The following is a 12,612-nucleotide window of genomic DNA, read 5'->3' on the forward strand; positions in this document are numbered from 1 at the left end:
ATATGGAGTTCAATGCGGATCAGCTGCGCGCACTTGCCGCCGTCCTCGACCATGGCAGCTTTGATGCCGCTGCTGCGGCCCTGCACCTGACCACGTCTGCCGTCAGCCAGCGGGTCAAGGCTTTGGAGACACGGACCGGGTGCGTGCTGCTGAAGCGCACGCGGCCCATCGCAGCCACTGAACCCGGGGCTGTCCTGCTGCGGCTGGCCCGGCAGATCAACGCACTGGAGAATGACGCCGTCGAGCGCCTGGGCTTGGACAGCCAGCCCGGACGCACGGCAGTCCAGTTGGTCATCAACGCCGATTCGCTCTCTACCTGGGTACTTCCAGCACTGGCGCAGGTAGAGGGAATTGGCTTTGAGTTCACCTTGGAGGACCAGGACTATTCGGCCGAAGGCCTAAGGAACGGAACTGCCATGGCTGCAGTAACCTCCAGCCCGGAACCCGTGCAGGGCTGCTCTGTCACCGGCCTGGGGACCATGCGCTACCGGCCAGCCGCCAGCCCGGCTTTCCGCAGCAGGTGGTTCGACCGCGGTTTTGATGCCGTCCAGGCGGCCTCCGCCCCCATGGTGGTCTTCAACCGGCGGGATGCGCTTCAAGCCCGCTTCCTGGAAGCGGCTTTTGGGCCGGGACTCCAGCCGCCCCGGCACTACGTTCCTGCATCCTGGGATTTCCTGCAGGCCGTACGCCTTGGGTTCGGCTGGGGAATGCTCCCGGACCTGCAGTCCGAGGAACTGCTCGCAGAGGGTTCAATCGTGCTTTTGGATCCTGACGCACACCTGGACGTTCCGCTGTACTGGCAGCAGTGGCGGGTAGACCTGCCCGCGCTCTCGCGGGTGGCCGGAGCGCTGTCCGCGGCTGCCGGAAAGGGACTTCTCTACTGAGGCCGGCGCAGCGCCGAGTGGGCACCCAAGTGGTGGTACGTGCGGTCGTGGTAGACCAGCGGGGCGGAAGCCGGCCCGGCGTGGATTTCCAAGACCTCTGCGGCGATCAGGGTGGAGCTGCCCGCGTGGGTGCGGGAAAGGACGCGGCACAGCAGCGCCCGCGGCACTCCGCCCAGCAGCGGCTCTCCACCTGGAAGCGTGCTCCACTCCAGGTCCGGACCAAACCGTTCCGCACCCCGGGCTGCGAAGAGGGAGGCCAGCTCAGCGTTTTCCGCGCCGAGCAGGTGGACCACAATGGTGTCTGCGCCGGCAATCACTCCTGCCGAACCCACCGTGGAGGCGAGGGAGAAAGCCAGGATCGGCGGCGCTGCGGAGACCGAACTCACGGAGGACGCCGTCAGGCCCACGGGACCTTCGGCACCAGCGGCCGTGATGATCGCCACGCCTGCCGGGTGTCCACGGAACGCGTCCTTGAATTCATCCACCACCGGATGAGTCACTGCCGTTGAAGTCATGCCTCCACGGTAAAACCTCAACAATAGTTGAGGTCAAATCAGGAGTCCGGCTCCAGCAGCCGGGCGCCACGGAAATCACGCCCGGAAGCGTCGTCCGGGTTTATGAAACTGCATTCCGCCAGGGAGAGGCAGCCGCAGCCAATGCATCCGCCCAGGCGGTCCCGCAGGGCCTCCAGCTGCCCAATCCGGTTGTCCAGTTCTGTTCGCCAGGCTGCACTGAGCCTGCGCCAGTCTTCCTGTCCGGGCACGCCGTCCTCAGGCAGCTCAGCGAAGACTGCGGCAATATGGGAGAGCGGAATACCCGCCCGCTGCGCGGCGCGGATCACTGCGACGCGGCGCAGGACGGACCGGTCAAAACGACGCTGGTTGCCGCCGGTACGCCGGCTGCGGATCAGGCCCTGCCGTTCATAAAAATGCAGGGCGGAAACAGCCACGCCGCTGCGCTGGGCAACCTGCCCTACAGTGAGCTCTTCCAGGGCCCGTGGTGGACCGTCCATGTGATTGCTGCCGCCTGTTCGTTCAGACCGGCCGGGATTCAGCCGCTTGCCGTGTCCATTAAACCAAGGGGCGGGACGGCATGCCCGAACCGAAACAGGTTCTGCGGATCCCAGTCGGCTTTCGCGTTGCGCAGCAGCTCATAGGCCGCGGGTTCCCATGCCCGTGCACGGTCCAGTTCATCACCGGCGGGACCGTGGAAGTTGATCAGGCTGCCGGCCGCGTAGGGTTCGAATGCCACGGCAAGACGCACCAGCGCAGCCTCCGCCTGGTCAGGCGCAGGAAGTCCGGGCACACCCAGCACAAAAAGGTGGAATCCTGCGCTTCTCCCGGAAACAGTGTCCGGGAAGGGCGGTTCCTCGGACAGGGCGCCGCCGAGGACACGCAGTTCCAGCATGACCAGCGGGGTGCCGGAACCCGGCCCAATCTGGCGCAGCAGTTCGGCGGCAGCGGCGTCGTCCAATTCCGTGAGCAGCATGCCGCGCTCCATGGAGGGAGACGGATCCGCGGGATCATTGTGCACGGCGTCTATTCCGAGGTAGTCCATGGTCCCGGCCGTGTCACTGACGGCAGGAAGCAGGCGGAAGGGCTCAAGCAGCCTGTCCCCCTCCCCCTCATCACCAAACAGGCCGAAGCGCAGGATTACCGGGGCCGTTCCACGCAGTTCCGGCGGCAAAAAGGGCACATCCGGCAGGTGCATGAAGGCCAGCGATGCGGACGCCTCCTTCGGCAGCCCGGGAGCCCATGCGCGGAACGCATCCAGCACCTGCCCCGCCTGGTCTTCGGCAAAGACCAGCTGGCCGCCATAGAAATCGCCCAGCGGAACGGCAGCCATGGTCATTCTGGTAATGATTCCAAAGTTGCCTTTTCCACCGCGCACGGCGGTGAAGAGTTCCGGCTCGGTTTCCGGATCCACGCTCCGCTGCGTTCCGTCCGGGGTAATGACGTCGAAGCTTCGGACGTGATCGGAGGCAAATCCAAGAGTGCGCCCCATCAACGGAAGGCCACCGCCAACTGTGTAGCCGACAACCCCCACCCGGCCACTGGAACCGTGGGCGGCAGTCAGCCCGTGCGGTACCAGCTCCTGCAGCACTGCGTCCCAGCGCACGCCCGCACCCACGGTGAAAGCGCCCGCTTCCAGGTCGATGTCCAAGTCCTGCAGGCGCGAGGTGTTGATCAGCAGGCCCGCAGCCATGGGCGCCGACGCATTGTGGCCCGTGGCCTGCACCGCCAGGGGAATACCGCGGCCGGAAGCCCAAGCCACCGCAGCCTGCACATCGCGGTCATCCAGGGCGCCTAGGACGGCATCAGGGTGGTGGACCTGGGCCAGGTTGAATGCCGCTGTGTCCTGCGCGTAGGCCTCCTCCCCCGGCAGTGACACGATGCCGCGCACGGACCGTCGGAGTGAATCCAGGTCAGCTTCTTCGATCATGGGAGTCTCCGGAGAACGAGTAGGAAACCGGCCCCGGCACCGGCGAATTGCTCATTAGGGTAGGACGGCGGCAGGACCACGCCAAGAGGGGCTGGAAAAGAGGCCGGAAGCGGCGGGGCAGCAGAGGCCCTGATACGGCTCTGGAGATTCACAGCCTGCTTGGTGTTCACTTGGTACATGAGAGCCATCTGGAAAGGTGCCATTGCGTTTGGGCTGGTCAACGTGCCGGTCAAGGTGTACTCCGCCACCGAGGACCACGATGTGAGCCTGCATCAGGTGCACGAAAAGGACGGGGGGCGCATCCGGTACCAGCGCCGCTGTGAAATCTGCGGTGAGGTGGTCGAGTACAAGAACATCGCGAAGGCCTACGACGACGGCGAGCAGACGGTGGTGCTCACAGACGAGGACCTGGCGTCCCTGCCGGTGGAGAAAAGCCGGGAGATCGAGGTGGTGGAGTTCGTCCCCAGCGACCAGGTCGACCCCATTCTGTTTGACCGCACCTACTATCTGGAACCGGATTCAAAGTCCACCAAGTCCTATGTGCTGCTGCGGCGCACCCTGGAGGACACGGACCGGACGGCAATCGTGCAGTTCTCGCTGCGGCAAAAGAGCCGGCTCGGTGCCCTGCGGGTGCGCGGCGACGTACTCACGCTGCAGACCCTGCTGTGGGAGGACGAGGTCCGCGAAGCAGCGTTCCCGTCCCTGGAGGAGTCGGTGCGCATCTCCGCGAAGGAGCTGGAAATGTCATCGGCGCTGGTTGATTCCTTCAGCTCCGACTTCGACCCGTCCGAGTTCACTGACGAGTACCAGGAACAGCTCCGCACACTGATTGAAGCCAAGCTGGAGAAGGGAGAAGCCCTGGACACCCAGGAGACCTTCGGAGAAGAAGCCGAGGATGAGGGTGGAAAGGTGCTGGACCTGATGGAAGCACTGCGGCGCAGCGTGGAGAAGAACCGGGACAAGTCCGCCTCCGGAAATGCTAAGGGCAGCCGGAAAGAGGCGAAAGACGACCATAAAGAGGATAAGGAAGAACCAGCCAGGAAACCGGCGGCAAAGTCCTCCGGCCGTAAATCCAGGAAAGGCGCGTAGACAATGGGTGTTTCCACTTACTTTCGCGACCGCACGGGCCGGCAGACAGTCTTCCTCCCGCCAAACCTCCCAATCCTGGCATGGGCCGGTCTTGGGACGGCGTCGGCAATGGCACTGACACCGCGGTACCGGGACCTGCTTCGCCGGGCCAGCCAAGGCGCCATGATGTGGTGGGCGGCCGGGGAAACCTTCCGGGGCCGCAGCCCGTTCCGCCGGACAATCGGCGCAGCCACGCTGGTCCGCACGCTGACCCGCTAGGGCCCCGGACCGTTATTGCCGGTAGCCCTCCACTTCCCCCACCGGCCGCACGGCTGCGGCGTCGGGATCTTCTCCGGCGTCCATCCGGGCGCGCCGCTGGCGCAGGAGGTCCCAGCACTGGTCGAGCTGTTCACTGATGTTCCGCAGCTGCTCGGCGTGGGTCTCGGCGCTTTCACCCGGGCCTGCGCTGCGAAGCGACTGCTCCTGCTCGACCAGGCGTTCGATTTGTGCGTGGATTTGCTCAGAGTCCATTCCCCCACGCTAGGGCGCCGCCGGCGCCGGCACCACAGTACGCAGCTAGTTAAGCAGCCCGCGGAGGTAGCCGGAGAAGCCTGCGGGCGCGCGGCCGGCCATGCGCCCGGAGGTGACGGCACGGATCCAGTCAGTTGCGATCCAGGGGACGCGGGCTGCCTTGATCCGCTCTGCCAGGTCCACGTCCTCACCGGTTGTGCCAGGCATGAACCCTCCCCCAGCCCTGTATGCCTCTGCCGAGAATCCCAGGTTGGCGCCGTGGACGTAGGGGTGCCCCTCCCCGAGGGTGTGCCGGGCCTGCCACAGGGCAAGATGGTCCGCATCCAGGTCCCTGGCATCCGGAACCACGGTTCCCAGCACCATGCCGTAACCGGCTGCCGCAAGGCTGACCTGCGTCTGCAGCCAGCAGGCGGGAACGACCGTGTCCGCGTCAGTGCCGGCGATCCACTCGGCTCCCAGTTCCAGTGCCGCGGCCGCGCCTTCGGCACGGGCGGCGCCAACGTTCCCTGCTGCGGTTTCCAGCAGGTGCAGCTCAAGTCCCTGGGCCAGGGACGTGCCGGCGGCTGCGGCGGCGGAGTCGTCGGCGCATGAGTCCAGGACCACCACCACGCTCACCCGGGCCGGCAATTCAAGCCCCCGGGAGGCAGCGGCCACGGAGGCCAGGCAGCGCGGGAGCAGTTCCTCTTCATCCCTGGCAGGGATCACGACGCCGATGTGCGCAGGCGTCAAAGCAGTCCCTCCCGGCGCGCCACCGATTCGGCGGGCGGATGCACCAGGACGTCGATGCGGAAGTCTTCTTCCACGTGGGCGGAGAGCCGCTCCAGCCCGCTGGATTGAAGGAATGCGTCATGGACACCGTCTCCCGTAAGCGGCCAGCCCTCGTTGGGGTGCCGCCAGTGGCAGAGCAGGAGGACCCCGTCCCGGGCGAGTGAACCCGCGGCACGCCGAACCGTCTCCGTGAGCTGCCCGGGTGTCAGGAAGTAGCCGATTTCGGAGATCACCACCAGGTCGAAGGTGCCGTCAGGCCAGTTTTCCGGGATGCTGCCTTCCAGGAGCTCGACGCCGGCTTCAGGTCCTAGGCGCTGCTCCGCCAGCCGCAGTGCACGGGTACTGATATCCATGGCGGTCACGGTGTCCGCGCGGCGGGCCAGCTCTCCGGTCAGCACCCCAATGGAGCAGCCGGGCTCGAAAACCCTGCCGAACCGCTCCCGGGGCAGCATGGCAAGGGTCAGTGCCCGCTTGCGGGACTCGTAGAAGCTGGCCTCAAAGTTCCATGGATCCGCCGAACTTTCGTAGAGCTCCTCGAATACCCCGCGGGCGCTGCGCGGAATGGTCAGGATGAAAGGTTCAAAGGGTCGTTCAAAATGCGCCAGGACTTCAGGGCTGAGAAGCACCTCGTCGCCCGGCCGGTCGGAGAGCGGGTTCACCTGGCTGTGATGGGAAGCCATGGCCGCACGCTTCGCCTGTGCCGCCTCGCTGTCCAGCCTGAAGGCGTGCAGCGTGGATGGGATGTCCTCTGGAGTTCCCCAGTGCCACAGCCAGATGGGGTACTCCAGGAGCGGTATCCGCGCGGACCGCGCGAACTCGGCTGCCGTCTCGCCGGCGGTGTCATGGTCGGTGTGTCCGTCACCGCGCCACGGTGCGGCGACCCACAGGGTTCCGGTTCCGGCTGCTGCTGAGTCCCGCAGTGCCTGGCTCAACTTGTCACGGCACCCAGCAAGTCCGCCGTCCGGGAGTCCCAGCAGCCGAACGCGTGCCCCGGGGGCAAGGGCCGCGACGGCGGCACGCACTTCCTTTTCCCGGATTTCCGCAAGCTGCCGGGGGGTATGGGTCTCTGAGTCCGGGTGGGATCCTTCGCCCGCTGTTGCCACGATTACGTCTACGCTGGTTCCCCTTGCTGCGAGGGCCGCGATCAGGCCTCCGGCTCCGAGGGTTTCGTCATCAGGGTGCGCGGCGAGGACCAGGAGCCGATCCGGAATGCCGGGAAGCAGGGCCGGGAGGTCAGGGGTATGTTCCAGGGCCTGGACCCAGACTGCCTCGTCCTGGCTCACGTCCCGGTGGGTGAAACTCACCACGGCTCTTCCTCCCGCGCCAGCAGGAGCTTTCCCAGTGAAGCGTGATCACGTTCGGCGTGATGCTGACGAACGTACACCTGCAGGTCTGCGATCCTGCGGGCGTGTTCTTCCTCGGTGGTGAGCGGACCCGGTCCGAGTCCGTGCGCGGCCGCAGTCAGGACCCGTTCGACGGCGTCGGCGACGACGCCGCGCACACGCTGGGCCAGCAGGGCTCCGCTCTCCCCCGCTGCACGGCCGGCGTCGACCTCTGCGGCCGCCCCGGCGAGCATCCTTGCGGCAGCCTGCAGGGAAAGGTCTGCTGCTCCGATAAGTGCCTGTGCGATCTGGTCCGGCGTCCGCTGCCGGGACGCCTGGAAAAGCCTGCGGGCGACCGCCACGGCACCTCCGTACCAGACCGCTGCGACGCCTATCCCGCCCCACGCGAAACCGTCCCGTTCCAGGTACCAGTTCTCCCCTCCAACCGGAACCGCTGGTACGCAGTCAAAGTCAACGGACCGGCTGTCCACCGCTGCCAGGCCGCGGCTGATCCATGGCCCTTCCGCAACCTGCACGCCGGCGTCGCGGAGGTCCACGGCGAATGCGCGCCTGTTCCCTTCACCGGTGTGGGCGGTAACCACGGCGTAGTCGAGCTGGTCGGCCAGTGAGCACCAGGGCTTGCGGCCGGAAAGCTGCCAGGCGCCGTCGTACTCCGTGGCCTGCAGGGCCATGCCCGGTCCCTCCGCGGCGTACACGCCCCAGGTTCCGGCATTGAAGTCCGTTCGCTGCGCTGCGCTTGCCGGCGGCAGCTGCGATGCCTGGGCCAGGATCGCCTGGGCGTCGAGGTGCGGCTCCACTACCCGGGCCGCCGTGAGGTCTGCCGCTCCCAGCGTGGCCAGCAGCTCCCACAGGGCCAAGGTATCGCCGGAACCGGGCAGCTCGGCTGCGTCTGCAGCCGGCTTCAGGATCAGCAGGGACGTCACGGCCGAGCCATCCGTGTCCGCAGCGAGTGCCATCAGTTCGGTCAGGGTCTTCGCGTGCGCTGTGGACGCGGCGCCGGCTCTTAGGAGAACCGGGCGCCTCATGCGCAACCTCCGGCACGGGTGGGTGAATGCTCCGCAGCACGCGTGAGGTCATGGGGAAACGACACGGGCCTTGCCTCCGTCCTAGATAAGGGTGCTTCCAAATTACATGGTGCATGCCCTGGACGGGGAATAAACGCGTAACAAGGTTCCAGGCACGGCGCAAGGCGCAGCCGTGTAATTGGCCGCGCCTTTACCGTCCCGTGCCGCTAGTTCGGAATACTGCCCTCACCCGGTGATCCTCGGCTGGGGCCACGGCTTGTCCCCCGGGAACGCTCGGAACCGAGCACGAATCCAAGGATGATCATGACCGCGGCCAGTGCCAGGTGCAGCCAGTTGTCCGCCCAGTTGAACGGGACGAAGTTCGCAGCCGAGTTCAGCGGGATAATCAGGCCGTAGATAAACAGGAGCAGGTACAGGACGCCGGCACCAATGAGGTAGGTACGGGCGGATGAGTTGCTCCGCGCCATCCACAGGCCCGCAAAGCCGAGCAGCATGTGGACAACGTTATGCAGGATGGACACTTGGAAGAGGCCCAGCAGAACAGCCTCAGAGCCATAACCGGCGAAATAGAGTGCGCCGTAGTTCGTGGTGATTCCGGGAATGAAGCCGAGAACCCCAATGGCCAGGAAGATGATGCCGAAAACCGTTGCGGCAATCTGGGCACTGGTCCTGTGGGCGGAAAGTCCTCGGTTGCTGCTTGCATAAGACATGGCCAACTCCTTATCTCCAAGGGAGAATCATGGACTCCGGCCAGACGGAGGCCTTAAAAACCTACGGTTAAACTGTGGCACAGTGACCACCCCCTGGGAAGTATGCTTACTAACCCGGCGCCCTTGGCTCCGCTGATCCGGATGAGCCCCTTGACTCCGGACCGCAGGACAGATGGGCTGGATGCCAAACCTGAGGAAGGAAGCACATGGAATCACTCTGGCTCGACACCTCCCCCGCCATTGAAGCCGACCCCTTTGTGCCCGGTGGAACCTATGACACCGTTGTGGTGGGCGCCGGCCTGACAGGCCTTGCCACCGCCGTCCTGCTCGCCCGCGGCGGGCAGCGGGTGACTGTCCTGGAAGCACGCCGGACCGGAGCAGTGACCACCGGCAACACCACGGCCAAGATCAGCCTGCTGCAGGGTACTGTGCTCTCCCAGGTTGCCCGGCACCACGATGTTTCCGCTGTCTCCGCCTATGTCGCCGCCAATCGCCGCGCGCAGGAGTGGCTGCTCGCTTTCTGCGCCGGAGCCGGTGTGGACTGTGAAACCCGCGACGCATGGACCTACGCCGTAACACCCGACGGCGCCGCCGCTCTGGCCCAGGAGCGCGACGCGTGCCGGGCAGCTGGTCTTCCAGTCGAAAGCACCACCGAGACTGAGCTGCCCTTCCGCGTCGAGGCGGCACTGAAGCTTCCGGGCCAGGCACAGTTCCATCCGCTGCAGGCCCTGGCCGCCCTGGCATCGGAACTTCGTTCGCTATCCGGAACCCTCGTTGAGGGCATCCGGGTTAGCGAAGTTCACCATACCGACGGGGGCAGGGTTCGGGTGGTAACAGAACCGGGGGACCTGGAAGCGGGCCGGGTTGTGCTGGCCACGGGCATCCCCATACTGGACCGCGGCGGATACTTCGCCGTCGTCAAGCCCCAGCGGTCCTATGCCAGCGCCTTTCCCATCACGGGCGATGTCCCGGAAGGGATGTACCTTTCAGCTGATTCGCCGTCCCGGTCGCTGCGGACGGCAGTGGTCAACGGGAACAAGTACCTGCTGGCTGGAGGCAACGGGCATCCGGTTGGACGCACTGCCCACACCAGGGACAGGGTGGCCGGCCTCCACGAATGGACCCGCCAGCACTTCCCGGTTGAAGAGGCACGTTATGACTGGTCTGCCCAGGACTACTCCCCGGCTTCTGCGCTGCCCTACGTGGGCGAGCTGCCGCTGCTCGGCCGGAACATCTACGCAGCCACCGGTTTCAACAAGTGGGGCATGACCAACGGCGTGGCAGCCGCGCAGTCCCTGGCGGCCAGGATCCTCGGGGAGGCAAACCCGAACGCGGAGCTTTACAAGGCGAAAGTCAGCTTGCCGGACGCAGTTTCCACCGTGAAGGACAACGCCGAGGTTGGCCTGCAGATGATTAGCGGCTGGGCCGGCGGCCTCTCACGGACCGCGGGAGGGGAACCGCCGGAGGGGCTTGGCGTCGTGGTGCGCGAGGGCGGCTCCCCGGTTGCTGTCTGCACGGTTAACGGGGTCACCACCCGCCGTTCGGCCATCTGTCCGCACCTGCATGGCGTCCTGGCCTGGAACGACGCCGAGGCTTCCTGGGACTGTCCGCTGCACGGTTCGCGCTTCGCGGCGGACGGCGAACTGCTGGAAGGGCCGGCAGTCAGAGGGCTCGACCCGGCATAGCCGCCCAGCCACACGCAAAAGCCCGGCGTCCTCCCCCAAGGGAAGGCGCCGGGCTTTTGTGCCGCTTCAGGCGGAACCGCGGGCTACACGCCAGCGGCTCGGGGCCCGCCTGACTCGGGATCATCGAGGGAAGGATCAGCCGTTGGGGCGGCTTTCAGTCCCGCGCCTGTGTCTGCTGTTGGGGCAGCGTCCACGTTGCCGCGCCAGGATCCCGTCTCGGAACCCTGTGACTCAATGAAGTCCTTGAACCGCTTCAGGTCGCCCTTGACGCGGTGGTCGTCAGCGCCCACCACGGCGCCGACTTTCTCGGCAAAGGTTTCCGGATCCCAGTCCAGCTGCACGCTGACCCGCGTTTCGGTGGCGCTGAGCCGGTGGAAGGTCACCACACCGGCCTGGGACTTGCCGTCCGTGCTCTTCCAGGCGACCCGCTCGTCGGGGTGCTGTTCGGTGATCTTGGTGTCGAAGGTCCGCTCTACGCCGCCGATTTTGGTGACCCAGCGGGACTCGGTGTCGGAAACCTGGGTGACGGACTCGACGCCCTTCATGAAATGGGGGAAGGACTCAAACTGTGTCCACTGGTTGTAGGCGGTGGTCACGGGTACTGCAACGTCAATTGACTCTTCTACGGTGCTCATACTGTCCCTTCGGTCGCGGATTGCGCTGTTCCTGGCGGAACGAACCTCCGATAGTAAGGAGCCTTAGCTCCCTCTGGTCTCACGGTAACGAAGTGGACAACAGATCACAAGCTGAAGGTAAGCTTACTTACATCCGGACTTTCGCCGGACGCTTCCGGCAGGATTTTCCAAGTCTTGGGTTCGTCAAAACAGGAGGAACAATGAAGGCATCACAGCAGCTGACCACCAACCTGCAGTCCGTACTGGTGGACCTGATTGAACTTCACCTGCAGGGAAAGCAGGCGCACTGGAACGTGGTGGGCAAGAACTTCCGCGACCTCCACCTCCAGCTGGACGAGATTATCGACGACGCACGGCTGTTCGCGGATGAGCTCGCCGAGCGGATGCGTGCCCTGCAGGCGGTTCCGGACGGCCGCAGCACTGCGGTTGCCGAAGGCACATCCCTCCCCCCGTTCCCGGCAGGGCTGGTGGACACCAAGGACACCGTCACCCTGGTGGTTTCCCTGCTCCGCGGCACGGTGCAGACCATGCGGGACGTCCACGACCAGGTGGATGAAGAAGACCCGACGACGGCGGACATCCTCCATGGATTCATCGGCAAGCTGGAGCAGTATGCCTGGATGGTGGACGCTGAAAACCTGGCACCCACGGCCACCGTGGTCAGCCCGGAGGGCGCCGACAAGGCACCCACCACCTAGAGTGCGTGGCCCTGGCGCCGGCGCAGGATGGCATCCTCCACTTCCAGGAGAAGATCTGCCGCCCGCGCCCGCGCAGCCGCGGGGTCACCTTCGGCCACGGCGGCGGCTATGGCCTCATGTTCGTCCAGCGCCTCCGGCCTGGGGCCGTCTGCAGGCATGAGGTCCTGCCGGCTCCGGCCGGAGAGCACCTCTGAGACCACACCGCTCAGCGACGCAAACATCTCATTTCCACTGGCCCGCAGCAGCAGCGTATGGAATTCAATGTCCACGGCCAGGAAGGCTTCCGGATCGGCGGCATCCTCCCGCATCCTGCGGGCCAGCTGGAGGAGGCGTTGCCGCTGATCCGGGGATGCCCTGCGCGCGGCCCCGGCGGCCGCAAGGGGCTCGACGGCGATCCGGAGTTCGGTCAGGGATTCGAACTGCCCGCTTCTGCCGGGCCCGGCAAGCCGCCAGCGGATGATTCGCGGATCGTAGACATTCCAGCGGGACGGTTCCTGGACCACTATGCCAATCCGCCGCTTCGAGTACACGAGGTTCAGGGCTTCCAGGATTTGCATGCAGTCGCGGATCACCGTGCGGGACACACCAAAACGCTCCTGCAAGCCAACGAGCGTCAGCCGGCTGCCCGGTTCAAGGGAACCGGTGGCGATATCCCGGCCCAGCACCTCGATGATCCGGTTATTCATCACTTCTGCGGCAGGGCGCACCTGCTCCACAACTTCTTCGTCCTGCAAGGCACGTCCTTCACACAGCATCGGGGCGGAACCCGTTAGGACCAGCGTAGTGCCGGATTCAGCCGGCAGCCAGCCTATGGTGATACCTT

At 65.7% G+C, this 12,612-nt stretch carries 15 protein-coding genes and 1 pseudogene; 6 read left to right on the forward strand and 10 right to left on the reverse strand.

Going from position 1 to position 12,612, the window contains the following annotated elements; translation table 11 throughout:
- Nucleotides 1–2: 2 nt before the first annotated feature.
- Nucleotides 3–884 carry a LysR family transcriptional regulator ArgP gene (locus ABFX29_RS04085; RefSeq protein WP_152225099.1) on the forward strand — a complete coding sequence of 294 codons (882 nt, stop codon included), beginning with the start codon at nt 3–5 and terminating at the stop codon, nt 882–884.
- Here the strand turns inward: ABFX29_RS04085 and ABFX29_RS04090 are convergent.
- From ABFX29_RS04090 to ABFX29_RS04100, 3 genes are read right to left on the reverse strand one after another with little or no spacing between them, the layout of a single operon-like run.
- Nucleotides 878–1,399 carry a flavin reductase family protein gene (locus ABFX29_RS04090; RefSeq protein ID WP_152225101.1) on the reverse strand — a complete coding sequence of 174 codons (522 nt, stop codon included), beginning with the start codon at nt 1,397–1,399 and terminating at the stop codon, nt 878–880. The two genes, ABFX29_RS04085 and ABFX29_RS04090, sit on opposite strands and share 7 nt — an antisense overlap.
- A 38-nt stretch (nt 1,400–1,437) precedes the next feature.
- Nucleotides 1,438–1,896: a redox-sensitive transcriptional activator SoxR gene (soxR, locus tag ABFX29_RS04095; RefSeq protein ID WP_152225103.1), complete on the reverse strand. Its 459-nt coding sequence runs from the start codon at nt 1,894–1,896 to the stop codon at nt 1,438–1,440.
- A gap of 38 nt (nt 1,897–1,934) precedes the next feature.
- The gene (locus ABFX29_RS04100) at nt 1,935–3,326 is read right to left on the reverse strand and encodes an FAD-binding oxidoreductase (protein WP_152225105.1); all 1,392 of its coding nucleotides are present in this window, start codon (nt 3,324–3,326) and stop codon (nt 1,935–1,937) included.
- 177 nt (nt 3,327–3,503) lie between these two features.
- Between ABFX29_RS04100 and ku the strand changes: the two genes are divergently transcribed.
- Together ku and ABFX29_RS04110 are read left to right on the forward strand one after the other, a co-directional pair.
- The gene (ku, locus tag ABFX29_RS04105; protein WP_152225107.1) at nt 3,504–4,415 is read left to right on the forward strand and encodes a non-homologous end joining protein Ku; all 912 of its coding nucleotides are present in this window, start codon (nt 3,504–3,506) and stop codon (nt 4,413–4,415) included.
- Nucleotides 4,416–4,523: 108 nt separating this feature from the next.
- Nucleotides 4,524–4,673 (forward strand): hypothetical protein, encoded by a 150-nt coding sequence (locus ABFX29_RS04110; protein ID WP_170287691.1) that lies wholly within the window; start codon nt 4,524–4,526, stop codon nt 4,671–4,673.
- 12 nt (nt 4,674–4,685) lie between these two features.
- On the opposite strand, the gene ABFX29_RS04115 is transcribed toward ABFX29_RS04110, so the two are convergent.
- From ABFX29_RS04115 to ABFX29_RS04125, 3 genes are read right to left on the reverse strand one after another with little or no spacing between them, the layout of a single operon-like run.
- Nucleotides 4,686–4,925, reverse strand: coding sequence for a DUF2630 family protein (locus ABFX29_RS04115; RefSeq protein ID WP_152225109.1), 240 nt, complete (start codon nt 4,923–4,925; stop codon nt 4,686–4,688).
- Between the two features lie 45 nt (nt 4,926–4,970).
- Nucleotides 4,971–5,654, reverse strand: a complete 684-nt coding sequence (locus ABFX29_RS04120) for a glycosyltransferase (protein ID WP_170287692.1) — start codon at nt 5,652–5,654, stop codon at nt 4,971–4,973.
- The gene (locus ABFX29_RS04125; RefSeq protein WP_420831130.1) at nt 5,651–6,976 is read right to left on the reverse strand and encodes a PIG-L family deacetylase; all 1,326 of its coding nucleotides are present in this window, start codon (nt 6,974–6,976) and stop codon (nt 5,651–5,653) included. Before ABFX29_RS04125 ends, ABFX29_RS04120 begins: the two co-directional genes overlap by 4 nt.
- Between ABFX29_RS04125 and ABFX29_RS16625 the strand changes: the two genes are divergently transcribed.
- Complete coding sequence (locus ABFX29_RS16625) at nt 6,935–7,045, forward strand: hypothetical protein (protein ID WP_420831129.1); 111 nt, start codon at nt 6,935–6,937, stop codon at nt 7,043–7,045. The two genes, ABFX29_RS04125 and ABFX29_RS16625, sit on opposite strands and share 42 nt — an antisense overlap.
- Here the strand turns inward: ABFX29_RS16625 and ABFX29_RS04130 are convergent.
- Nucleotides 6,994–8,061 (reverse strand): acyl-CoA/acyl-ACP dehydrogenase, encoded by a 1,068-nt coding sequence (locus ABFX29_RS04130; RefSeq protein WP_152225116.1) that lies wholly within the window; start codon nt 8,059–8,061, stop codon nt 6,994–6,996. The two genes, ABFX29_RS16625 and ABFX29_RS04130, sit on opposite strands and share 52 nt — an antisense overlap.
- A 206-nt stretch (nt 8,062–8,267) precedes the next feature.
- Nucleotides 8,268–8,771: a DUF4383 domain-containing protein gene (locus tag ABFX29_RS04135; protein WP_152225118.1), complete on the reverse strand. Its 504-nt coding sequence runs from the start codon at nt 8,769–8,771 to the stop codon at nt 8,268–8,270.
- Between the two features lie 206 nt (nt 8,772–8,977).
- On the opposite strand from ABFX29_RS04135, the gene ABFX29_RS04140 reads away from it, so the two are divergent.
- Nucleotides 8,978–10,456, forward strand: coding sequence for an FAD-dependent oxidoreductase (locus ABFX29_RS04140; RefSeq protein WP_152225120.1), 1,479 nt, complete (start codon nt 8,978–8,980; stop codon nt 10,454–10,456).
- 185 nt (nt 10,457–10,641) lie between these two features.
- On the opposite strand, the pseudogene ABFX29_RS04145 reads toward ABFX29_RS04140, so the two are convergent.
- A pseudogene (locus ABFX29_RS04145) lies at nt 10,642–11,091 on the reverse strand (SRPBCC family protein); the annotation flags it as partial.
- A 200-nt stretch (nt 11,092–11,291) separates the two neighbouring features.
- Here ABFX29_RS04145 and ABFX29_RS04150 point away from each other — a divergent pair.
- Entirely contained in the window at nt 11,292–11,789 is a 498-nt protein-coding gene (locus ABFX29_RS04150; RefSeq protein ID WP_152225124.1) for a Dps family protein, read from the forward strand.
- On the opposite strand, the gene ABFX29_RS04155 is transcribed toward ABFX29_RS04150, so the two are convergent.
- Entirely contained in the window at nt 11,786–12,523 is a 738-nt protein-coding gene (locus ABFX29_RS04155) for a FadR/GntR family transcriptional regulator (RefSeq protein ID WP_338079130.1), read from the reverse strand. The genes ABFX29_RS04150 and ABFX29_RS04155 overlap by 4 nt on opposite strands.
- Nucleotides 12,524–12,612 lie beyond the last annotated feature (89 nt).

It is taken from the genome of Arthrobacter gandavensis, from assembly GCF_039528575.1.
Classification (GTDB): Bacteria; Actinomycetota; Actinomycetes; order Actinomycetales; family Micrococcaceae; genus Arthrobacter_B; species Arthrobacter_B citreus_B.

Coding starts and splice junctions, on each gene's coding strand:
- ABFX29_RS04090 (WP_152225101.1), bottom strand. CDS start 1,399: ATGACTTCAACGGCAGTGACTCATCCGGTGGTGGATGAATTCAAGGAC.
- ABFX29_RS04140 (WP_152225120.1), top strand. CDS start 8,978: ATGGAATCACTCTGGCTCGACACCTCCCCCGCCATTGAAGCCGACCCC.
- ABFX29_RS16625 (WP_420831129.1), top strand. CDS start 6,935: ATGTTCCAGGGCCTGGACCCAGACTGCCTCGTCCTGGCTCACGTCCCG.
- ABFX29_RS04085 (WP_152225099.1), top strand. CDS start 3: ATGGAGTTCAATGCGGATCAGCTGCGCGCACTTGCCGCCGTCCTCGAC.
- ABFX29_RS04130 (WP_152225116.1), bottom strand. CDS start 8,061: ATGAGGCGCCCGGTTCTCCTAAGAGCCGGCGCCGCGTCCACAGCGCAC.
- ku (WP_152225107.1), top strand. CDS start 3,504: ATGAGAGCCATCTGGAAAGGTGCCATTGCGTTTGGGCTGGTCAACGTG.
- ABFX29_RS04115 (WP_152225109.1), bottom strand. CDS start 4,925: ATGGACTCTGAGCAAATCCACGCACAAATCGAACGCCTGGTCGAGCAG.
- ABFX29_RS04135 (WP_152225118.1), bottom strand. CDS start 8,771: ATGTCTTATGCAAGCAGCAACCGAGGACTTTCCGCCCACAGGACCAGT.
- soxR (WP_152225103.1), bottom strand. CDS start 1,896: ATGGACGGTCCACCACGGGCCCTGGAAGAGCTCACTGTAGGGCAGGTT.
- ABFX29_RS04150 (WP_152225124.1), top strand. CDS start 11,292: ATGAAGGCATCACAGCAGCTGACCACCAACCTGCAGTCCGTACTGGTG.
- ABFX29_RS04100 (WP_152225105.1), bottom strand. CDS start 3,326: ATGATCGAAGAAGCTGACCTGGATTCACTCCGACGGTCCGTGCGCGGC.
- ABFX29_RS04110 (WP_170287691.1), top strand. CDS start 4,524: ATGGCACTGACACCGCGGTACCGGGACCTGCTTCGCCGGGCCAGCCAA.